The organism is Pseudomonas sp. PI1 (assembly GCF_000812405.1).
Classification (GTDB): Bacteria; Pseudomonadota; Gammaproteobacteria; order Pseudomonadales; family Pseudomonadaceae; genus Pseudomonas; species Pseudomonas citronellolis.
The window spans coordinates 1-21597 of sequence record NZ_JWMC01000011.1 but is presented as its reverse complement, the minus strand read 5'-3'; the positions used below and the strand labels follow the sequence as shown (position 1 = coordinate 21597).

16 protein-coding genes are annotated in these 21597 nt (G+C 70.1%); 3 read left to right on the top strand and 13 right to left on the bottom strand.

Annotation, left to right across the window (positions count from 1 at the left end):
- Nucleotides 1–3: 3 nt before the first annotated feature.
- On the bottom strand, nucleotides 4–1263 hold the full coding sequence (locus RN02_RS04180; protein WP_043313209.1) for a HAMP domain-containing sensor histidine kinase: 1260 nt from the start codon (nucleotides 1261–1263) through the stop codon (nucleotides 4–6).
- The gene (locus RN02_RS04175; protein WP_009622900.1) at nucleotides 1260–1949 is read right to left on the bottom strand and encodes a response regulator transcription factor; all 690 of its coding nucleotides are present in this window, start codon (nucleotides 1947–1949) and stop codon (nucleotides 1260–1262) included. Before RN02_RS04175 ends, RN02_RS04180 begins: the two co-directional genes overlap by 4 nt.
- Nucleotides 1950–2174: 225 nt before the next feature.
- Between RN02_RS04175 and bamA the strand changes: the two genes are divergently transcribed.
- Nucleotides 2175–4544, top strand: coding sequence for an outer membrane protein assembly factor BamA (gene bamA, locus RN02_RS04170; protein WP_043313208.1), 2370 nt, complete (start codon nucleotides 2175–2177; stop codon nucleotides 4542–4544).
- 124 nt (nucleotides 4545–4668) lie between these two features.
- The gene (locus RN02_RS04165; protein WP_052267640.1) at nucleotides 4669–5073 is read left to right on the top strand and encodes a hypothetical protein; all 405 of its coding nucleotides are present in this window, start codon (nucleotides 4669–4671) and stop codon (nucleotides 5071–5073) included.
- A gap of 666 nt (nucleotides 5074–5739) precedes the next feature.
- On the opposite strand, the gene RN02_RS04160 is transcribed toward RN02_RS04165, so the two are convergent.
- The 9 genes from RN02_RS04160 to pqqA all read right to left on the bottom strand — a co-directional run bounded on the left by RN02_RS04160 (nucleotide 5740) and on the right by pqqA (nucleotide 15300).
- Nucleotides 5740–7254, bottom strand: coding sequence for a sensor domain-containing diguanylate cyclase (locus RN02_RS04160; RefSeq protein WP_043313206.1), 1515 nt, complete (start codon nucleotides 7252–7254; stop codon nucleotides 5740–5742).
- Nucleotides 7255–7353: 99 nt separating this feature from the next.
- Nucleotides 7354–9051 carry a PAS domain-containing hybrid sensor histidine kinase/response regulator gene (locus RN02_RS04155; RefSeq protein ID WP_043313205.1) on the bottom strand — a complete coding sequence of 566 codons (1698 nt, stop codon included), beginning with the start codon at nucleotides 9049–9051 and terminating at the stop codon, nucleotides 7354–7356.
- Nucleotides 9035–10198, bottom strand: a complete 1164-nt coding sequence (ercA, locus tag RN02_RS04150; protein ID WP_043313203.1) for an alcohol dehydrogenase-like regulatory protein ErcA — start codon at nucleotides 10196–10198, stop codon at nucleotides 9035–9037. Before ercA ends, RN02_RS04155 begins: the two co-directional genes overlap by 17 nt.
- Nucleotides 10199–10279: 81 nt before the next feature.
- Complete coding sequence (locus RN02_RS04145; RefSeq protein WP_043313202.1) at nucleotides 10280–12112, bottom strand: alpha/beta hydrolase family protein; 1833 nt, start codon at nucleotides 12110–12112, stop codon at nucleotides 10280–10282.
- Nucleotides 12113–12114: 2 nt separating this feature from the next.
- Nucleotides 12115–13260, bottom strand: a complete 1146-nt coding sequence (gene pqqE / locus RN02_RS04140) for a pyrroloquinoline quinone biosynthesis protein PqqE (protein WP_043313200.1) — start codon at nucleotides 13258–13260, stop codon at nucleotides 12115–12117.
- Nucleotides 13232–13510, bottom strand: a complete 279-nt coding sequence (gene pqqD / locus RN02_RS04135; RefSeq protein ID WP_043271907.1) for a pyrroloquinoline quinone biosynthesis peptide chaperone PqqD — start codon at nucleotides 13508–13510, stop codon at nucleotides 13232–13234. The genes pqqE and pqqD overlap by 29 nt, the downstream gene beginning before the upstream one ends.
- Nucleotides 13510–14256 carry a pyrroloquinoline-quinone synthase PqqC gene (gene pqqC, locus RN02_RS04130; protein WP_009622917.1) on the bottom strand — a complete coding sequence of 249 codons (747 nt, stop codon included), beginning with the start codon at nucleotides 14254–14256 and terminating at the stop codon, nucleotides 13510–13512. Before pqqC ends, pqqD begins: the two co-directional genes overlap by 1 nt.
- Before the next feature lie 10 nt (nucleotides 14257–14266).
- Entirely contained in the window at nucleotides 14267–15181 is a 915-nt protein-coding gene (gene pqqB, locus RN02_RS04125; RefSeq protein WP_043313198.1) for a pyrroloquinoline quinone biosynthesis protein PqqB, read from the bottom strand.
- A gap of 47 nt (nucleotides 15182–15228) precedes the next feature.
- Nucleotides 15229–15300, bottom strand: coding sequence for a pyrroloquinoline quinone precursor peptide PqqA (pqqA, locus tag RN02_RS32100; protein ID WP_003106462.1), 72 nt, complete (start codon nucleotides 15298–15300; stop codon nucleotides 15229–15231).
- A 391-nt stretch (nucleotides 15301–15691) separates the two neighbouring features.
- Here pqqA and RN02_RS04120 point away from each other — a divergent pair, with 391 nt between their 5' ends.
- Nucleotides 15692–17605 (top strand): sigma-54-dependent Fis family transcriptional regulator, encoded by a 1914-nt coding sequence (locus RN02_RS04120; RefSeq protein WP_043313197.1) that lies wholly within the window; start codon nucleotides 15692–15694, stop codon nucleotides 17603–17605.
- Nucleotides 17606–17817: 212 nt separating this feature from the next.
- On the opposite strand, the gene aldA is transcribed toward RN02_RS04120, so the two are convergent.
- Together aldA and RN02_RS04110 are read right to left on the bottom strand one after the other, a co-directional pair.
- A complete protein-coding gene (gene aldA / locus RN02_RS04115) occupies nucleotides 17818–19254 on the bottom strand; it encodes an aldehyde dehydrogenase (protein ID WP_043313195.1) in 1437 nt (478 codons plus the stop codon).
- Nucleotides 19255–19277: 23 nt separating this feature from the next.
- Nucleotides 19278–21464 carry a PQQ-dependent dehydrogenase, methanol/ethanol family gene (locus tag RN02_RS04110; protein ID WP_043313194.1) on the bottom strand — a complete coding sequence of 729 codons (2187 nt, stop codon included), beginning with the start codon at nucleotides 21462–21464 and terminating at the stop codon, nucleotides 19278–19280.
- Nucleotides 21465–21597 lie beyond the last annotated feature (133 nt).

Below are 21597 nucleotides of genomic sequence, written 5' to 3'. Positions count from 1 at the left end.
GGCTTAGAACAGCCGCGGCAACTCGATACGCACCAACAGCCCGCCGCCCTCGGCGGGCTCGGCGGCGATCCGCCCGTGATGCAGCTGCACCGCCCGGCTGGCGATGGCCAGGCCCAGGCCGAAGCCGTCGGGGCCGGCGTCGGGGCCGCGCTCGAAGGGTTCGAAGATGCGCCCCAGGCGGCTCTCGTCGACGCCCGGGCCGTGGTCGCTGATGCACACCACCAGGCGTTCGCCGCCCTCCACCAGGCTCGCACCCACGCGCACCTCGGTGCCCGCCGCGGTGTAGCGCACGGCGTTGCGGATGACGTTCTCGAAGGCCCGGTAGAGCAGCTCCTCGTGGGCGCGGCCGAGGAACGGCTGCTCGGCTACAAGGCGCACCTGGCAGCCCTTGCCCGCCGCCTCGAAGCGGGCGTCCTCGACTATCTGCGCCAGCAGCTCGACGACGTCCAGCAGGCGGTATTCGCCGCTGTCCTGGCGCGACTGCGCCCGCGCCAGGGTGAGCAGTTGCTCGATCAGCTCGTCCATGCGCCGCGACTCGCGCTCGATGCGCTCCAGCATGCCGGGCTGCCCCGGCGCCTGCCGCAGCAGGCCGATGGCGGCGCTCATCCGCGTCAGCGGCGAACGCAGCTCGTGGGAGATGTCGTGCAGCAGGTGCTGCTGCGCCTCCACCAGCGCCTTGAGCTGCCCGGCCATGCGGTCGCAGTCCTCGGCCAGGTAGACGATCTCGTCGCGGCGCCGCCCCAGACGCGGCTTGACGCGCACCTCGAAGCGGCCCTGGGCGACCTGGCCCATGGCCTGGCGCAACCAGGCCAGCGGCCGCGCCAGGTACTGGCTGAGCAGCAGGGCGAAGAGCGCGCTCATCAGCGTGCCGGTGAGCAGCGGGCCCAGGCTGCGCGGCGGCGGCGCCTGGTCGAGGGTGGTGGCGGCCGAGGCGCGCAGCAGCAGGCGATGGCCGTCCTGGCTGGTGACCGCCTGCTCGAAGCGCACCTGGGCCACGGCGCGCCCGGCCAATAGCGCGCCCTGGGCGTCGTAGAGGCCGACCTGGACGTCCGGCTGCTGCGGCGACACCTCCAGTAGCTGGCGCCCCGCCGCTTCGCCGAAGCGCTGCAGCAGGCGCACCTCGGTGGCCAGCAGCGAGCGCAGCGCCGGGGTGTCGCCGCGCAGCTCGTCGAACATGAAGGCGCCGGCGCCCACCAGGAAGGTCAGGCTGTTGGCCAGCCAGAAGGCCAGGAACAGCTTCCAGAACAGCCGCCCGCGCTTCATTCGACGATCAGCAGGTAGCCCATGCCGCGCACGCTCTGGATCCAGCTGCTGCCGTCGGCGCGCGGGCCGAGCTTCTGGCGGATGCTGCTGACGTGCACGTCTATGCGCCGGTCGTAGCGGGTCAGCGGGCGGCCCAGGGCGTCCAGCGACAGGTCCTGCTTGCTGACCAGTTGCCCGGCCCGGCGCACCAGCACCTCCAGCAGGCTGAACTCGGTGCCGGTCAGCTCCAGCGGCTGGCCGTGCCACAACGCCTGGCGCTTGCCGGGCCAGAGCGCCAGGGCGCCGCTGCCGACGGCCTCCGGCGCGTTGCCGAGCGGCACCTGGGGCTGCACCCGGCGCAGGATGGCGCGCAGCCGCGCGACCAGCTCGCCGGGCGAGCTGGGCTTGGGCACGTAGTCGTCGGCGCCCAGCTCCAGGCCGGCGATGCGGTCGATGTTGTCGCCCCGCGCGGTCAGCAGCAGGACCGGCACCTGGCTGCGCGCGCGGATGCGCCGCAGCACCTCGATGCCGGACAGGCCCGGCAGCATCACGTCCAGCACCACCAGGGCGTAGGCGCCACCCAGGGCCTCGGCCTCGCCTTCCTCGCCGGTGCCCACGGCGGTGGCCTGGAAACCCTCGCGGGCCAGGTACTGGCTGAGCATCTCGGTGAGTTCGCGGTCATCGTCGACCAGCAGTACGGGAATCATGCAGGGCACGCGGTTCAAGGCCTGGAGGGCGCAATGATCCCTTCCGCGGGGCCGCCCTGTCACCGCCGCATGGGCAAACTTTACACATCTTTACCCTGGGTTAACCGCGCCGAACACAGCCCGCTCTTATCCTCATCGGCCGCCAGCCCGGGCCGGGCGGCAGCGCCCGGACGATCGCCGTGCGAACCGTCCGCGCCCCCTGCCACCGCCTGTCTGGAAGTCACGATGCGCCCTACCCGCCTGCTGTTCCCGATCCTGCTGTTCAACGCCGCCCTGGCCCACGCCGCAGGCTTCAAGATCGCCGACATCCGCGTCAACGGCCTGCAGCGCGTCTCCGCCGGCAGCGTGTTCGCCGCCCTGCCGCTGAACGTCGGCGACCAGGCCGACGACCACGCCCTGGTGGAAGCCTCGCGCTCGCTGTTCCGTACCGGTTTCTTCCAGGACATCCACCTCGGCCGCGACGGCAGCGTGCTGGTCATCGACGTGGTCGAGCGCCCGTCCATCTCCGGCATCGAGATCGAAGGCAACAAGGCCATCAGCACCGAGGACCTGATGAAGGGCCTCAAGCAATCGGGCCTGGCCGAAGGCGAGATCTTCCAGCGCGCCACCCTCGAAGGCGTGCGCAACGAGCTGCAGCGCCAGTACGTGGCCCAGGGCCGCTACTCGGCCAACATCGAGACCCAGGTCACTCCGCAGCCGCGCAACCGCGTGGCGCTGAAGATCACCGTCAACGAAGGCACGGTCGCAGCCATCGCCCACGTCAACGTGGTCGGCAACACCGTGTTCTCCGACGAGGACCTGACCGGCCTGTTCGAGCTGAAGGAAACCAACTGGCTGTCCTTCTTCAAGAACGACGACAAGTATTCCCGCGAGAAGCTCTCCGGCGACCTGGAACGCCTGCGCTCCTACTACCTGGACCGCGGTTATATCCACATGGATATCGCCTCCACCCAGGTTTCCATCACCCCGGACAAGAAACACGTCTACATCACCGTCAACATCAACGAGGGTGAGAAGTACAAGGTCCGCGACGTGAAGCTGACCGGCGACCTCAAGGTGCCGGAAGAGGAAATCAGGAAGCTGATGCTGGTCGAGCCGGGCCAGGTGTTCTCGCGCAAGGTGATGACCTCCACCTCCGACCTGATCACCCGCCGCCTGGGTAACGAGGGCTACACCTTCGCCAACGTCAACGGCGTGCCCGAGGCCCATGACGACGACAAGACCGTGTCCATCACCTACGTGGTCGACCCGGGCAAGCGCGCCTACGTCAACCGCATCAACTTCCGCGGCAACACCAAGACCGAAGACCAGGTGCTGCGCCGCGAGATGCGCCAGATGGAAGGCGGCTGGGCCAGCACCTACCTGATCGACCAGTCCAAGCAGCGCCTGGAGCGCCTGGGCTACTTCAAGACGGTCAACGTCGAGACCCCGGCGGTGCCCGGCACCGACGACCAGGTGGACGTCAACTACAGCGTCGAGGAGCAGGCCTCCGGTTCGCTCAGCGCCAGCGTCGGCTTCTCCCAGAGCGCCGGGCTGATCCTCGGCGGCTCCATCAGCCAGAGCAACTTCCTCGGCACCGGCAACTACACCAGCATCGGCCTGACCCGCTCGGAGTACCAGACCAAGTACAACTTCGGCTTCACCAACCCCTACTTCACCACCGACGGCGTGAGCCTGGGCTACAACCTGTTCTACAGCAGCACCGACTACAGCAAGTACTACGACGACGATGACGAGGTGTCGTACTACTCCCTCGACAGCTTCGGCGCCGGCGTCAGCGTCGGCTACCCGATCAGCGAGACCTCGCGCCTGACCTACGGCCTGACCCTGCAGCACGACGTCGTCAGCCCCGGCACCTACAGCGCCGACGAGATCTACGACTTCATCGAGCGCGAGGGCAAGAGCTTCAACAACCTCAAGGCCTCCATCGGCTGGTCCGAATCCACCCTGAACAAGGGCGTGCTGGCCACCCGCGGGCATTCCCAGAGCCTGACGCTGATGGCCACGGTGCCCGGCAGCGACCTGTCGTTCTACAAGCTCGACTACAGCGCCCAGCGCTTCGTCCCGGTCACCGACCGCACCGCCCTGCGCCTGCACACCAGCCTGGGCTACGGCAACGGCTACGGCTCCACCGACGGCCTGCCCTTCTACGAGAACTACACCGCCGGCGGCCTGAGCTCGGTGCGCGGCTTCAAGGACGGCACCCTGGGCCCGCGCAGCACCCCGGCCACCGGCAACTACTCCAGCGCCGGCCAGGCCTACTACTCCGACCGCGACGCCGAGGTGTTCGGCGGCAACATCCTCATCGCCGGCGGCGTCGAGTACCTGTTCCCGCTGCCCTTCGTCAAGGACCAGAGCCAGCTGCGCAGCACGCTGTTCTGGGATGCCGGCAGCGTCTTCGCCGACAAGTGCTACCTGTCCACCACCCAGGGCTGCGGCAACGTCAGCCTCGACCAGATGGCCATGTCTGTGGGCGTCGGCCTGACCTGGTACAGCCCACTGGGCCCGCTGAGCTTCAGCCTGGCGACGCCGCTGAAGAAGCCCGACGGCGCCGAGACCGAGGTGTTCCAGTTCTCCCTCGGGCAGACCTTCTGAGGCACGCAATTACCCGCCTTTACCCCGGCTTAACCCAAGTTCACAGTCGCCTTCCCTATGCTAGCGGCACCTGTTCCGGCGGCCGCCCCGGCCGCCGCCCTGCCACTCAGAACCCGGGACGACCATGGGCCAGACCGACCCCACCGCGCTGCTGGAAGAAGTGCCGCAGCAACTGCTGCACGACGTGCAGCGGCAACTGGCGCGCATCCTCGGCGCGCACTTCACCGCCACCCTCGCCGGCAGCGGCGGGCGCAACGGCGCCAGCCACTACCACCTGGCCATCCGCCACGCACCCAGCGGCCTGTCGGTGGAACACCAGGGCACGGTGGCGCCGCCCTTCATCGAGGAGCTGTTCGCCCTCGCCTGGCGCATGAAGGCCATGCTCGAATCCGCCGAACTGCAACGCCTGGACAAACCCGGCCCGGTACGGCGCCTGGCGTGGATCAGCGAACTGGTCTGCCCGGTAGAGCTGCAGAAGGTAGCCGCCAGCCTCTACCCCTCGGCCCGGGTGCTGCTGCCCCAGGGCTGAGCGACAAGCCAAGCCCCGTAGCCCTGTAGGATGGGTTGAGCGAAGCGATACCCATCACCCCCACCGCATGGGCAGGCACAGCTTCTCGTAGGCGCGAGCTTGCTCGCGAACGGTGCTTACCGGCGACAGCGGTGTTTCGGGTTGACGCCGCCCCCTCACCCCAGCCCTCTCCCGGAGGGAGAGGGAGCCGTCCGGCGCGAGGGGGAAATTCGGCGTCAACCTGTAGGAACGAGCTCGCGAACGGTGCTTACCGGCGACAGCGGTGTTTCGGGTTGACGCCGCTCCCTCACCCCAGCCCTCTCCCGGAGGGAGAGGGGGCCGTCCGGCGTGAACGAGAAATTCGGCGTCAACCTGTAGGTGCGGGCACAGCTTCTCGTAGGCGCGAGCTTGCTCGCGAACGGTGCTTACCGGCGACAGCGGTGTTTCGGGTTGACGCCGCTCCCTCACCCCAGCCCTCTCCCGGAGGGAGAGGGAGCCGTCCGGCGCGAACGAGAAATTCGGCGTCAACCTGTAGGAGCGGGCCCTGCCCGCGATTTCGCGCGCAGGGCGCGCTCCTACATGGGAATGGCGTGGGTGGGGCAGCGTAGGAGCGGACCTTATCCGCCCTACGGATTTTCGATGGGGTTGAGGCTGGAGCGGAGGTTAAGAATCCGTAGAAGACCACCCTCACCCCTCCAGGCGCTCCACCTCCAGGCGATTACGCCCACCAGCCTTGGCACGATACAGAGCCCGGTCAGCAGCATTCACCAACTGCCACTCCTGCCCCCCGGCAACCGTGGCCGGTGCGGTGGCCAAGCCGATGCTGGCAGTAACCACCCCAAAGGGGCTCTCACGGTGCGCCAGCCGCTCACCCGCCAAGCGCTGCAGGAAGGCCCTAGCCACCGCCTCAGCGCCAGCGCTATCAGTGCTGGGCAGAATCACCGCCAACTCCTCGCCACCGTAACGCGCCACCAGGTCCCCCGGTCGCCGCACGCAGGCGGCGAGCAACCCGGCCACCACCTGCAGACAGTCATCGCCAGCCTGGTGCCCGTAGCTGTCGTTGTAGCGCTTGAAGTGATCGATATCGACCAGCAACAGCGACAGCGGCGCCCCCTCGCGGGCACAGCGGCGCGCCTCGGTGGCCAGGGTTTCGTCGAAACTGCGGCGGTTGGCCAGGCCGGTCAGCGCGTCCTGGGCGGCGAGCACGCGCAGCTGGTCGTTGGCCCGCAGCAGTTCTTCGCGGGCGGCGGCGAGCTGGCGGCTGGTGCGAGTGCGCTGGCGGATGTCGATGAGCAGGCGCTGGCCGGTCAGGCCGAGCACCGCCAGCAGCACCAGGACGATGCCGGCGTTGAGCTGGGCCTGCTTGCGCCAGTCCTGCAGGGCCTCCGCCTTGCTCAGCGCCACGGTGGTCACCAGCGGGTAGTGGTCGTTGCGGCGGAACACGTAGATGCGCTCCACGCCGTCGAAGCGCGAGGTGCTGCTGGCGCTGCCGGAGTCGGCGTGGCGCAGGTAGTCGGTGAACAGCGGCGAGCCCGACAGGTCGCGGCCCAGGTCGGCCTCGCGGAAGGGGTAGCGCACCAGCAGTTGGCCGTTGCCCTGGCTCAGGCTCATGGCGCCGTGCTGGCCGATGTCCAGGCGGCCGAACAGGCTGAGGAAGTTCTCGATGCCGAGGGTGGTGGCCACCACGCCGGCGAAGCTGCCGTCGGGGTGGTCAAGGCGGCGGCTGACCGTGATCACCCACAGGCCGCTGGAGCGGCTGCGGATCGGCGGGCCGATGAAGATGTCCCGCGAGGGGTTGTCGCGGTGGTGGATGAAGAAGGCGCGGTCTGCGCTGTTCGCCCCCGGCGGGATGGCGCCGTGGGAGAGCAGCAGCCAGCGGCCGTGCGCATCGAACAGCGAAATGCCGACTACCTGGCTGAGCACCTTCTGCTGACGCTCCAGCAGCCGCTGCAGGCGCGCCAGCTGCGCGGGGCCCAGGCCGTCGCTCTCGATGCGGTCGGCCAGGTCCAGCAGCAGCACCTCGCACTGGCGCACCACGCCCTCGGCGTAGGAGTCCAGCGCCTGGGTGAGGTTGAGCATGTCGGTGTTGACTTCGCCCAGGGTGCGCTCGCGCGCCGACCAGGTCTGCCAGGCGGTCAGCAGGGCCAGGGAGACGCAGATCATGAACAGCAGCAGGGAGGCTACGCGGGTATCACGCTTCACGACATCACGGGCTCGACGCGGGGTAATCCGTAGCGGACGGCATGGCCCGCGCAGCGGGTATTCTAGCCCGCGTGGGCGAATCCGCCCATGACCGGCCGGTCAGGCCGGCGTATCGAGCAGGGCGCTGAGCACCGCGCGCAGCTTGCCCGGCTTCAGCGGCTTGTTCAGCTGCGGGATGCCCAGGCGCTGCAGGGCGCGGCGGCATTCGTCGCTGCGGTCGGCGCTGATCATCACCGCGGGGATCTCGCGGCCGTAGTGGCGGCGCAGGTCGCGCACCAGCTCGCAGCCGGTGGCGCCGTGGTCCAGGTGGTAGTCGGCCAGTATCGCCTCCGGCGGCTGCGGGCCGAGCAGCGCCAGGGCGGCGTCGCGGTCGGTGGCGGTGAGCACCTCGCAGCCCCACTGGCCGAGCAGCGCGGCCATGCTGAAGAGGATCGAGGTTTCGTTGTCCACCACCAGCAGGCGCCGGCCCGGCAGCGGGTCGCCGGTGCTCGGGCGCGGCGCGGCATCGCCGCCGGCGCGCGGCGGCAGCGCCTCGGCCAGGGGCACTTCGAGGGCGAACAGCGAGCCGCGCCCGGGCACCGAGCGCACCTGCACCGCGCAGCCGAGCAGCCCGGCGATGCGGTCGACGATGGCCAGGCCCAGGCCCACGCCCTGGCGCTCGGCGGCGCGGCCGGTGTCGAGCTGGTTGAATTCGAGGAAGATCGCCTGCAACTGGTCCGCCGGGATGCCGCGGCCGGTGTCCCACACCTCCAGGCGCACGCTGGCGCCGCGCCGCCGCGCGGCCAGCAGCACGCCACCGCGCCCGGTGTAGCGGCAGGCATTGCTGAGGAAGTTGCGCAGGATGCGCGACAGCAGGCGCGCGTCGGTGCGCACCGAGAGATTGGGGATGCGCACGCGCAGTTGCAGGCCGGACGACAGCGCCACGCTTTCGAACTCCGAGGCCAGCGGGCCGAGCAGTTCGTCCAGGCCGTGGACGTCCAGGTCCGGGCGGATCGCGCTCTGGTCCAGGCGGGCGATCTCCAGCAGGTCGGTGAGCAGGTTCTCCGCGCCTTCCAGGGCCTGGTGGGTGCGCTCCACCAGTTGCTGCTCGGCACCCGGCAATTGCCGCTCGCGCAGGGTGGCCACCAGCAGGCGCGCGGCGTTGAGCGGTTGCAGCAGGTCGTGGCTGGCCGCCGCCAGGTACTTGTCCTTGCTGTGGTTGGCCGCCTCGGCGGCGTCGCGCGCCTCGCGCAGTTGCTGGTTCAGCGCTTCCAGCTCGCCTGTGCGTTCGGCGACGCGCTGCTCCAGCTCCTCGTTGAGCGTCTGCAGGCGCTGCTGGGCCAGGATGCGTTCGGTGATGTCGGCGACGAAGCCTTCCACCAGGCCTTCTTCGTCGGGCTTGAGCAGCAGGTTCATGAGCACGTCGACGTGGCTACCGTCCTTGCGCAGCAGGCGCGTCTCGTAGCCGAACAGCCCGCCCTGCTCGCGCAGCAGGTCGCGGATGCGGCGCATCTCCGCCTCGCCGCCGGCGAACAGTTGCGTGGCCATGTCCTGCAGGTTCCACAACACCTGCTGCGGGTCGGCGTAGCCGAGCATCCGCGCCAGGGCCGGGTTGGCCGCGCGCAGGCCGTCGCTGAGGCTGGCCTGGAAGATGCCGTGCACGGCGTGTTCGAACAGCCACTTGTAGCGGTTGCGCTCGGTTTCCAGTTCCTCCAGGCGCGCCAGCAGCTCGGGGTAGTGGCTCTTGCGCGTGGAGTGGCTGCCCAGGCCGAGCAGCGCCGCCAGGGCGTCCTGCTGCGGCTCAGAGGGCCTCGCCATAGACCACCTCGACGTCGCGCTGGCTGGATTCGCGGGGGTTGGTGAGGATGCACGGGTCCTGCATGGCGTGGCGCGACAGGAAGGGGATGTCGGAGATGCCCACGCCGTGCGGGCCGAGGGTCTCGTGGAAGCCCACGGCGCGCTTGAGGGCGATCAGGTGCTCGACCAGGCGCTGGCGGATCTGCGCGTGGCCAAGCCCGCGGCAGTCGATGCCGAAGGTCTCGGCGATGACCTTGAAGCGCTCGGGCGCGGCGTTGTAGTTGAAGGCCACCACGTGCTCCACCAGCACGGCGTTGCACAGCCCGTGGGGCAGATCGAGGTAGCCGCCGAGGCTGTGGGACATGGCGTGCACCGCGCCGAGGATGGCGTTGGAGAATGCCAGCCCGGCCTGCATGCTGCCGAGCATGATCTTCTCGCGCAGGGTGATGTCGTTGGGGTTGGCGATCATCTGCACCAGGTTGCCGTCGATCAGGCGCATGGCCTCCAGCGCGTGGCTGTCGGTGAGCGGGCCGTGGCCGGTGGAGACGAAGGCCTCGATGGCGTGGACCAGGGCGTCGATGCCGGTGCAGGCGGAGAGGAAGCCGTCCATGCTCAGGGTGGTTTCCGGGTCGATCAGCGACACGTCGGGCACCACCGCCTTGCTCACCACCGAGAACTTCATGCGCTCGTCCTGGTTGGAGATGATGACAAACTGCGAGACGTCGGCCGAGGTGCCGGCGGTGGTGGGGATGAGGATCAGCGGCGGGCTGGGCACGCGCAGCTTGTCGACGCCTTCGAACTCGAGGATGTTGCGGCCGTGGGCGGCGACGATGCCGATGCCCTTGGCGCAGTCCATGGGGCTGCCGCCGCCGACCGCGACTATCACGTTGCAGCCTTCGCTGCGGTACAGCTCGGCGCCGCGCATCACTTCTTCCACACGCGGGTTGGGCGAGACGTCGGTGTACAGGCAGTGCTCGATGCCCTGCCCGGCCAGGCTGGCCTGCACGTCGCCCACCCAGCCGGCGGCGAGCACGCCGGGGTCGGACACCAGCAGCACCTTGCGGGCGCCGAAGGTCTTGGCGTAGTTGGCGACGGTGTGCCGGCAGCCGGCACCGAAGATGATCTCTGGCGAGACGAATTTACGCAGCAGGCTGAGGTCGTGGCTCATGGGGTGCTTGTTCTTGTTATGAAATGTTTCCGCGAGCCTACTGCATCCTGCGCTGATTGCAATGCGACCTTGGCCCGGCCGTCAGCCGCCCAGCAGCGCGCGGTAGAAGCGCCACTCGGCATCCAGCGCGTGGGCCAGGTTGGCCGCCTGTCGGAAGCCGTGGCGCTCGCCGGGGTACAGGTGGCATTCCACGGCCAGGCCGCGCTGGCGCAGGCTGGCGACCATGGCCTGGGTCTGCTCGGGCACCACCACGGCGTCCAGCTCGCCCTGGAAGAAGATCACCGGCGCCTGGATGCGCGCAGCGTGCAGCAGCGGCGTGCGCGCCCGGTAGCGGCGGGCGTCGCGTTGCGGGTCGCCGATCAGCCAGCCGAGGTAGTCGGCCTCGAACTTGTGCGTCACCCGCCCCAGCGCCAGCGGGTCGCTGACGCCGTAGAGGCTGGCGCCGCCGCGGAAGCCGCCGACGAAGGCCAGGGCGCAGAGCGCGCTGTAGCCGCCGGCGCTGGCGCCGCGGACGAACACCCGCTGGCGGTCGATCAGCCCGTCGGCGGCCAGTTGCACCACCGCCGCCCAGATGTCCTGCACCTCCACCCTGCCCCATTCGCTGCGCAGGCGTTCGCGGTAGGCGCGGCCGAAATTGGCGCTGCCGCGGTAGTTGAGGTCGGCCACGGCGAAGCCGCGCTGGGTCCAGAACTGGATGCGCGCATCGAACACCGGGTAGCAGGCCGAAGTGGGCCCGCCATGCAGGAACACCACCAACGGCGGCCGCCGCCCCGCCGGGCCGCGGCACTGGGCGTTGCGCGGCGGGTAGAAGAAGCCGTGGCCGCGCTCGTTGCCGGCCACCGGGTAGCCGAAGGGTTGCGGGCGCGATAGCTCGGCCTCGTCCAGCGGATGTTCGCCGCCGGCGATTACTTGCACCTGGCCACTCTCGCGGCCGATGGCCAGCAGCGCCGGCAGGCGGTCCTCGGCGGCGGCGATGCAGTAGCAGTGCCCGGCGTCGGCGGCCAGGGCGCGGAAGCGCGAGAAATCCGGGGCCAGGCGCCGTTCGCTGCCATCGGCGGCGCGCAGGATGAGCAGACCACGGCCTTCCTCGAAGCGGCTCAGCAGCATTTCCCCGCCGGGCAAGGGCAGGTAGCTGCGCCCGCCCAGCTGCCAGGGCGCCGGGGCGTGGTCGGCGAAGGCGAAGGCGCCCGTCTGCCCGTCCTCAGCCTCGGGGCGCCACCAGCCACTGCGGTCGCTGAGCCAGTGCAGGCGGCCCTGGTCGTCGAAGCGCGGTTGCTGGATGGATTCTTCGCCGCCCTCGCCCGCCAGGCAGCGCTGCACACCGTCCCGCAGCAGGCACAGGCGCGTGGCGGTCCAGGGCTGTTGCGGGCGGTCCCATTCCACCCAGGCGATACGTGCCGCGTCGGAGCTGGCTGTCGGTGCGGCGTAGAAGTCCGCGCCTTCGGCGATGACCTGGCGCGCACCATCGGCGTCCAGGCGCACGATGCGGTGGACCACGGCATCGCCCTCGCGGCTTTCCTCCACCGCCAGCAGCGCATTCCAGGCCGGCACGTAGTGCAGGTCGCCATAGCGGCACTGCGGGCGCTCGGTCAACTGCCGGGGCGCCTCGCCGAAGCGCAGCCAGCGCACCTGCTGGTCGCCCTCCTCCACCCAGGCCACGCCCTCGGCCGTGGCGCAGCAGGCGCCGCCGCCGTATTCATAGACGCGGCTGCGCGCCGAGACGCCGGGCGGCGTCAGCTCCTGTAGCGCGCCGTCGCGCCACAGGTACAGGCGGCAACGCGCGCTGCGCGGTTCGAACTCCAGCCACAGCAGCCCGCCGTGGGCCGCGTGCAGTTCGGCGAAGTCGCGCCCCGCCGCCACCGCGCGCTCGGCACTCCAGGCGCTGGGCCAGTCGCCATGGGCCAGGCTGCGCACCCTCAGGCCTTGCAGATCAGTTGCGAGGCGCGCTGGTTGCGCCACGTCAGCTGGTCCAGGCCCAGCGGCGCTTCCTCGGCCTGGCGCCGGGCGTCGAGAATCTTCCCGTGGTGGGCCGACTTGGCGCACACCGGGTCGGTGGCGTCGGCGTCGCCGGTGAGCATGTAGGCCTGGCAGCGGCAGCCGCCGTGGTCGCGTTCCTTCTCCGAGCAGGAGCGGCACGGCTCGGGCATCCAGGCGTCGCCGCGGTAGCGGTTGAAGCCGAAGGACTCGTACCAGATGTGCCGCAGGCTGTGCTCGCGCACGTTGGGGAACTGCACCGGCAATTGCCGCGCGCTGTGGCACGGCAGCGCGGTGCCGTCGGGGGTGACGTCGAGGAACACGCTGGCCCAGCCGCCCATGCAGGCCTTGGGGCGTTCCTCGTAGTAGTCCGGGGTGACGAAGATCAGCTTGCAGGGGTTGCCTTCGGCGGCCAGGCGCTCGCGGTATTCGTGGGTGATGCGCTCGGCGCGTTCCAGCTGCGCGCGGGTGGGCAGCAGGCCGGCGCGGTTGAGTTCGGCCCAGCCGTAGAACTGGCAGGTGGCGAGTTCGACGAAGTCGGCCTCAAGCTCTATGCACAGCTCGATGATCCGCCCGATGTTGTCGATGTTGTGCCGGTGGGTGACGAAGTTGAGCACCATCGGGTAGCCGTGGGCCTTCACCGCGCGGGCCATGGCCAGCTTCTGGGCGAAGGCCTTGCGCGAGCCGGCGAGCAGGTTGTTCACCTCCTCGTCGGCGGCCTGGAAGCTGATCTGGATGTGGTCCAGCCCGGCCTCGGCGAACTGCGCCAGGCGCGCCTCGCTCAGGCCGATGCCGGAGGTGATCAGGTTGGTGTAGAAGCCCAGCCCGCGGGCCGCGCCGATCAGCTCGGCGAGGTCCTGGCGCAGCAGCGGCTCGCCGCCGGAAAAGCCCAGCTGCGCGGCGCCCAGCTCGCGGGCCTGGCGGAACACCTCGATCCATTCGGCGGTGGAAAGTTCGCCGCCCTGCTTGGCGAAGTCCAGCGGGTTGGAGCAGTACGGGCACTGCAGCGGGCAGCGGTAGGTCAGCTCGGCCAGCAGCCACAGCGGCGGGCCGGCGCCTTCAGTGCAGCTCGATCCAGAATTGCGCATGGGCCACCTCGAGGAATGCCAGGATGTCTTCGTCGATGCCCGGCACGCCGGGGAAGCGCTTGCTCAGCTCGGCGATGATGGCCGCCACGTCGCGCTGGCCATCGATGCGCTGGAGGATTTCCCCGGCGCTGTCGTTGAGCTTGACCATGCCTTCGGGGTAGAGCAGCACGTGGCAGCCCTGGGCCGGTTCGAATTGCAGGCGGAAGCCGCGGCGGATGCGCGGCACGCTGTCCAGCGCGGGCAGGCTCATCACAGCAGCCCCCTGTGCCAGATGCGCTCGCGGGTCACCGTGTGGTACGGCGGGCGGCCCAGCTCGTAGGCCATGCTCATGGCGTCGAGCATGCTCCAGAGCACGTCGAGCTTGAATTGCAGGATGTCCAGCATGCGTTCCTGGGCCTCGCGGGTGCGGTAGTGCTCCAGGGTGATGCGCAGGCCGTGCTCGACGTCGCGACGAGCCTGGGACAGGCGGCTGCGGAAGTAGTCGTAGCCGGCCGCGTCTATCCAGGGGTAGTGCTGCGGCCAGGCGTCCAGCCGCGACTGGTGGATCTGCGGGGCGAACAGCTCGGTCAGCGAGCTGCTGGCCGCTTCCTGCCAGCTGGCGCGGCGGGCGAAGTTGACGTAGGCGTCCACGGCGAAGCGCACGCCGGGCAGCACCAGTTCCTGCGACAGCACCTGTTCGCGCTCCAGCCCCACCGCCTCGGCCAGGCGCAGCCAGGCCTCGATGCCGCCGGGCTCGCCGGGGCGGCCGTCGTGGTCGAGGATGCGCTGCACCCACTCGCGGCGGGTGTCGCGGTCCGGGCAGTTGGCGAGGATGGCGGCGTCCTTCAGCGGGATGTTCAGCTGATAGTAGAAGCGATTGGCCACCCAGCCCTGGAGCTGCTCGCGGGTGCAGCGGCCCTCGTACATGGCCACGTGGAACGGGTGGTGGATGTGATAGCAGGCGCCCTTGGCGCGCAGCGCCTGCTCGAATTCGGCGGGGCTCATGGCGGCGTTCATCGCGCTCCCTCTACAGGTGGATGGCCATGCCGTCCCAGGCCACTTCGACGCCGCGGGCGTCCAGTTCGGCGCGTTCGGGCGAGGCCGGGTCGAGGATGGGGTTGGTGTTGTTGATGTGGATGAGCACCTTGCGCGGCCCGGGCACGCCGTCCAGCACCTCGAGCATGCCGCCGGGGCCGCTCTGGGCCAGGTGGCCCATCTCGCTGCCGAGCTTGTCGCCCACTTCACAGCGGCGCATCTCGTCGTCGCGCCACAGGGTGCCGTCCACCAGCAGGCAGTCGGCGCGGCGCATCCAGCCCAGCAGCGCCTCGTCCACCTGGCCCAGGCCGGGGGCGTAGAACAGTTTGCCGCCGCTGCCCAGGTCCTCGACGAACAGGCCGATGTTGTCGCCCGGGTGCGGGTCGTGGCGGTGCGGCGAATACGGCGGCGCGGCGCTGCGCAACGGGATGGCGGTGAAGCGCAGGTTCGGGCAGGCGGGCACGGTGAAGGGCACGCCGTCCAGCTCGATCGGGTGGTGGCGCAGGCCGCCGTTCCAGTGCTGCAGCATGTTGAACAGCGGGAAGCCGCTGGTCAGGTCCTGGTGGACCATCTGCGTGCACCAGACGTCGTGCGGGCAGCCCTCGCGCAGGCTGAGCAGGCCGGTGCAGTGGTCGATCTGGCTGTCCAGCAGGAGGATGCCGGCGATGGCCGTGTCGCGCACCTTGCGCGCCGGCTGCAGGGCCGGGAAGGCGGCGAGCTGGGCGCGGATGTCGGGCGAGGCGTTGCAGAGAATCCAGCGCTCGCCGTCGTCGGACAGGGCGATGGACGACTGGGTGCGCGGCTGCGCCAGCACCTGGCCGCTGCGCACGCCGTGGCAGTTGCGGCAGTTGCAGTTCCACTGCGGGAAGCCGCCACCGGCGGCCGAACCGAGAATACGGATGTGCATGACAGTGCCCCGTGGGCAGGGGCCCCGGAAGACCGGGGCCGGGTGGATCAGCGGTTGGCGAAGTACAGGGTCACTTCGAAGCCAAGGCGCAGGTCGGTGAAGCTAGGCTTGGTCCACATGGGTCTGTCCTCTTCTTGTTGGCCGGCGATTCCGGCAGGTCGAGTTAAACACCAGGGGGGAGCCCTCCGAATGATACTTTCGAAGGAGTTTTCCCCCTGATTTGGTAGGGAGGGTGCGACAGCTGTCGCGCCCGCCCGCTACAGGTGTCGCGCGCGGCGCGACAACCGTTCCCGGCGCCGCCCTCGCGCGGCGCGCTGAACCCTGGCGCCGCGCGGGGCGCCTCTTGTCCGTACAGGCGGCACGGGCCTTGCTCGGTTCCTCGCCGTTCGGCGGGCGCCTGACTAGACTTGCCTGCCTGCGCCGGTCCGTTCGCCCGGCAAGCCCCGCCGAACGGCACCTGACAACAACAAAGCGCCGCAGCACGGCTGACGGCGCCCGGGAGTAGTACCCATGAACGAGCATGCCCTGGACAACTGCCCGAACGACCTCGCCAGCTTCATCGCCGACCACTTCGGCGAGCGCGACCTGCAACCGGAGGACGCCATCGCCCGCTCCTGGTACCGCAGCGTGGTGCAGCACCACCTGGACCCGCGCGCCAGCGCCGAGAAGCACATCCTCACCGCCGGCGAAATCCGCGAGCACCAGGCCCAGCACGAGGAATACCTGGCCATCGCCGGCCAGGGCGTCAGCGGCCTGGCCCGGCGCGTCACCCCGGCCGGCTTCGCCGTGCTGCTCAGCGACGAGCAGGGCGTCACCCTCGACGCCCGCCTGCCGGCGCAGCGCGACCGCTATACCCAGGCCGGGCTGATCGTCGGCGCGCGCTGGGACGAGTCGGTGGCCGGCACCAACGGCATCGGCACCGCCCTGGCCGCCGCCGCGCCGCTGACCATCCACCGCCAGGAGCACTTCCTGGTCAGCAACTTCCGCCTGAGCTGCTCGGTGGCGCCGATCTACGACGCCCAGCACAACCTGCGCGGCTGCCTCAACGCCACCTGCCTGAACAGCGGCGGGCCCAAGGAGGCGCAGTACCTCACCCTGCAACTGGTCATCCTCTACGCCCGGCTGATCGAGAACGCCGCCTTCCGCCAGCGCTACCGCGACCGCCTGACGCTCTCGGTGAAGGCTCGCGACGAGGTCGCCGACCTGGCCGCCGAGCAACTGCTGGCCCTGGACGAGCGCGGCCGGGTGATCGGCGCCAACCACGCCGCCTTCGCCGCCAGTCCCGGCGAGCTGCTGGGCAGCCGCATCGAGCAGTTGCTGGCCAGCGACCTCGACCAGCTGCTGGCCCTGAGCCAGGGCGGCGCCCGCGCCGTGCGCCTGCGCACCCTGGGCGACGAGGCGGCGGTGGAGGTCGGCCTGCGCATGCCCGCCGGCCTGCCGCGGCGCAGCGCCTCGCCGGCGCCGGCCAAGGCCGGCGAGCACCCGGACCTGGCGCGCCTGGCCGGCGCCGACCCGCGCCTGCAGGAGGGCGTGCGGCGCCTGCGCAAGGTGCTGGACAAGGGCATCGCCATCCTGCTCAACGGCGAGACCGGCACCGGCAAGGAGGCCTTCGCCCGCGCCATCCACCAGGCCAGCGCGCGCCGCGCCGGGCCCTTCGTGGCGCTGAACTGCGCGGCCATCCCCGAGAGCCTGATCGAGAGCGAGCTGTTCGGCTACCGCGGCGGCAGCTTCACCGGCGCCAGCAAGAAAGGCATGAAGGGCAAGCTGGAACTGGCCAACGGCGGCACCCTGTTCCTCGACGAGATCGGCGACATGCCGGCGCACCTGCAGACGCGCCTGCTGCGCGTGCTGGCCGAGCGCGAGATCCTCCCGCTGGGCGCCGAGACGCCGGTGGCGCTGGACGTGCAGGTGGTCTCGGCGACGCACCAGGACCTGGCCGCGATGATCCAGGCCCGCGGCTTCCGCGAGGACCTGTTCTACCGCCTGGCCGGCATGACCCTGCAACTGCCGGCCCTGCGCGAGCGCAGCGACCGCGAGGCGCTGGTCGAGCAGTTGCTGGCCGCCATCGACCCCGCGCTGCGCCTGGCGCCGGAAGCGCGCGAACGCCTGCGCGCGCAGCCTTGGCCGGGCAACATCCGCCAGTTGCTCAATTGCCTGCGCTACGCCGCGGCCCTGGCCGAGGACGGCGTCATCGACCTCGACTGCCTGCCCGCCGAACTGCATCAGCCGGCCCCCGTCGTGGCCACGCCCAGCAGCGCCCTGGCCGCACGCCTGGACGACACCGAGGCGAGCCACCTGCTGGCCGCGCTGCGCGAGCGGCAATGGAACATCAGCGCGGTGGCCGAGCACTTCGGCGTGGCCCGCTCGACCCTGTATCGGAAGATGAAGAAGCACGGCATCGTCCAGCCCAACGCGTTGTATTGAGCGCATCCCTTTTCCCTGCGTCCGCTTTGCCCGGGGCATGGCCCGTTTCCTACATCACCGGCTGGCGGCGATTTTTTGTAGGAGCGAGCTTGCTCGCGAACCGCATGGCACCGCGTTTGTTCGCGAGCAAGCTCGCTCCTACGAAGAGCAGATCGGCGCAGGGAAAAAGGAGCGGCACGCACCTGGCAAGCACGCGCCGCCCAAGGAGGCACCTATTCCTGTACGTACACCACGTGGGTGTGCGTGTACTCGTACAGCCCGTGCTTGCCGTCGGCGCCGCCGATGCCGGACTTGCGCGTGCCGGCGTGGAAGCCCTGCATGGCCTCGAAGTTCTCGCGGTTGATGTACGTCTCGCCGAAGTCCAGCTCGCGGCTGGCCTTGAGCGCGGCGCCCAGGTCGCGGGTGTAGATGGACGAGGTCAGGCCGTACTCGCTGGCGTTGGCCAGGGCGATGGCCTCGTCGAGGTCGTCCACCACCTGGATCGGCAGCACCGGGCCGAAGATTTCCTTGCGCATGATCTCCATCTCGCCCGAGCAGCCGGCCAGCACCGTGGGCTGGTAGTGGAAGCCGCGGCCGAGGTCGGCCACGGCGCCGCCGGTGATCACCTGGGCGCCCTGGCCCTGGGCCGTGCGGACCATCTGCGCGACCTTGTCCAGGCCGGCCTGGTTGACCAGCGGGCCCATGTCCAAGTCGGCCTGGGTGCCCGGGTCGCCGTAGCGGGTGGCGGCCATGGCGGCGGCGACCTTCTCGATGAAGGCGTCGGCCACCCGGCGCTGCACGTACACGCGCTCGGCGCAGTTGCACACCTGCCCACTGTTGATCACCCGCGAGGCCTTGATGGCGTTCACCGCCAGGTCCAGGTCGGCGTCGGCCAGGACGATGGCCGGCGCCTTGCCGCCCAGCTCCAGGTTCAGCTTGGTGATGTTCGGCGCCGCCGCGGCCATGATCCGCGAGCCGGTGGCCACCGAGCCGGTGAAGCTGATCAGGTCCACCCCAGCATGGCCGGTCAGCGCCTGCCCGGCCCCGCCGCCGGTGCCGCCGACCACGTTGAACACGCCGCGCGGCAGGTCGGTCTCGGCCACCAGGGCGGCGAACTCGAAGCAGTTGATCGGGGTTTCCTCGCTGGGCTTGATGACGATGGTGTTGCCGGTCAGCAGCGCCGGCGCCATCTTCCGCGCGATGAGGAAGAACGGGAAGTTCCACGGCAGGATGCCGGCCACCACGCCCAGCGGCTTGCGCAGCAGGAAGATGTGCTCGCCGGCGCGGTCGCTGGTCAGCACCTCGCCTTCCAGGCGCCTCGCCCACTCGGCCATGTAGTCCAGGTAGTCGGCGGTGAAGGCCACTTCCACCTCGGCCAGCGCCGGCACCTTGCCCTGCTCGGCGGTGATGATGCGCGCCAGGCGCTCGGCGTTGGCGCGGACCTTCCCGGCGATCCGCCGCAGGTAGCCGGCGCGCTCGATAGCGGGCTTGGCCGCCCAGCCCTTCTGGGCCATGCGCGCCGCGCCCAGGGCGGCGTCCACCTGCTCGGCGCTGGCCTCGGGGATGCGCGCCAGCAGCTCGCCGTTGGCCGGGTTGTGCACCTCGATCAGCGCCTCGCCGGCGACGAAGCGGTTGTCGATGTAGTGCTGGTAGGTCGTGACGTCGGTCATCGGGGTTCTCCTGTGGGGGTCGATCACTTGCCGGCGGTCTTCTGCGCGGCGGCCAGCTGTTCCTGGAGGTCGTAGGCGCGCTTGATCAGGTACTGGTGCACCGCCTCGGCCTGCTGCAGGTCGAGGTGGCCCTGGAACGACGGCATGCCGTCGGGGATGCGCCCGCCGTAGACGATGCCGAGGAAGCGCTGGTGGTTCTCGGCGCTGAGGGTGCGCAGGTCGGGCAGTACGCCGCCGCTGATGGCGTTGATGCCGTGGCACTGCGAGCAGCTGGCGTTGAACAGCTCACGGCCCTGGTCGATCTGCGCGGTGGTGCCGGTCAGCTTCGGCGGCTCGGGCTTGCGTCCGGCCCACTTGTACTTGGCCTCGGGCAGCCTGGCGCTGCCGCCGAGCTTGTAGGTCAGCACCTGGGCGTTGGGCTTGACCCCAGCGCGCAGCGACAGGGCGCCGGCGAAGGTGGAGAAGGCGCCGCCCCAGCCGGCCATGAAGGTCACGTACTGCTCGCCGTCCACCTCGTAGGTCACCGGCGCGGCCATCACCCCGGTGTTGGCCGGCGATTCCCAGAGCTTCTTCCCGCTGTCGGCGGCGTAGGCCACCACGCGGCCGTCGGCGGTGCCCTCGAACACCAGGTTGCCGGCGGTGCTCAGGGTGCCGCCGTTGAAGATGGTGCTGTAGGGCACCTCCCAGGCGGCCTTCTGCTTGAGCGGGTCCCAGGCGATCAGCTTACCGGACCAGGAGTCGGCGACCTTGCGCAGGCCCTCCGGGTCCTCGGGCATCATCCCGGTGTTGACGTCCAGCTGGTAGATGCTCTTGAACTTCGAGCGCGGCGGCGCGCCCTCCACGTCCTGGTAGTAGGCCGACATGATGTGCGCCGGGATGTACACCAGGCCGGTGGCCGGGTTGTAGGACATCGGCTGCCAGTCGTGGGCGCCCCAGAACGCCGGCTGGATCAGCAGCGCCTTGCGCTCGGGATCCTTCCAGTAGGCCGCAGCCTTGTCGTCGACGATGGGCCGACCGGTCTTCATGTCGATGCCCTTGGCCCAGTTCACCGGGATGATGTTCTTCGCCGAGAGCAGCTCGCCGGTGGCGCGGTCGATGACGTAGAAGAAGCCGTTCTTCGGCGACTGCATCAGCACCTTGCGCACCTTCCCGTCGATGGGCAGGTCGGCCAGCATGATGTGCGCGGTGGCGGTGAAGTCCCAGGCGTCGCCCGGGGTGGTCTGGTAGTGCCAGACGTACTCGCCGCTGTCCGGGTTGATGGCGACGATGGACGAGAGGAACAGGTTGTCGCCCTTGCCCTCGCTGCGGATGCGCGGGTTCCACGAGGAGGCGTTGCCCACGCCGATGTACAGCAGGTTCAGCTCGGGGTCGTAGGACATGGAGTCCCAGACGGTGCCGCCACCGCCCTGCTCGGGGTACTTGTCGCCGAACCAGGTCTTGCTGGCGATCTCCATGGCCTTGTTCTCCGGCGCCTGCTTGGGGTCGCCGGGCACGGTGAAGAAGCGCCAGTCCTGCTTGCCGGTCTCGGCGTCGTAGGCGGTGATGTAGCCGCGCACGCCGAACTCGGCGCCGCCGTTGCCGATGATCACCTTGCCCTTCACGATGCGCGGCGCGCCGGTGATGGTGATGCTGCGCGAGGGGTCGGTGCGGGTGTCGACGCTCCACACGCGCTTGCCGGTCCTGGCGTCGATGGCCTCCAGGCGGCCATCCAGCACGCCGACGTAGACCTTGCCCTTCCACACCGCCACGCCGCGGTTCACCGCGTCGCAGCAGGCCTCGCCGGCGCGGCTGCGGTCGGACTGCGGGTCGTACTTCCACAGCAGCTTGCCGTTGCGCGCGTCCAGCGCGTAGACGATGGAGAACGGCCCGGTGGTGTACATCACCCCGTCGACCACGATGGGCGTGGCCTCCACGCCGCGGTCGATGTCCAGCTTGTAGCTCCAGGCCAGGCCGAGCTTGTCGACGTTGCCCTGGTCGATCTGCTTGAGCGGGCTGTAGCGCTGCTCGTCGTAGGTGCGCCCGGTGCTCATCCAGTTGCCCGGCTCCTGGTCGGCGGCAGCGATGCGCGCGCCATCGACGTCGGCCGGGGCATCGGCGGCATGCAGGGGTGGGCAGAGGCCGGCCAGCAGCGCGGCGGCGAGTGCGCTGCGGCGCAGGCGCGAGGTGGGATGCGGGTGGGCGTCAGGCAAGGTGAGGCCGGTCGAGCTCATGGAGGGTCTCCGATTCTTGTTGGTGCCACGGATCGGACGCCGTGGCTTGGAGAGGGCTTGAGCAATGGCTGTGCCAAGGGGTGGGGGAATGGCTGTGGGGCAGGAATGGCGGGGGGTTCGGGGGGGTCGGTGG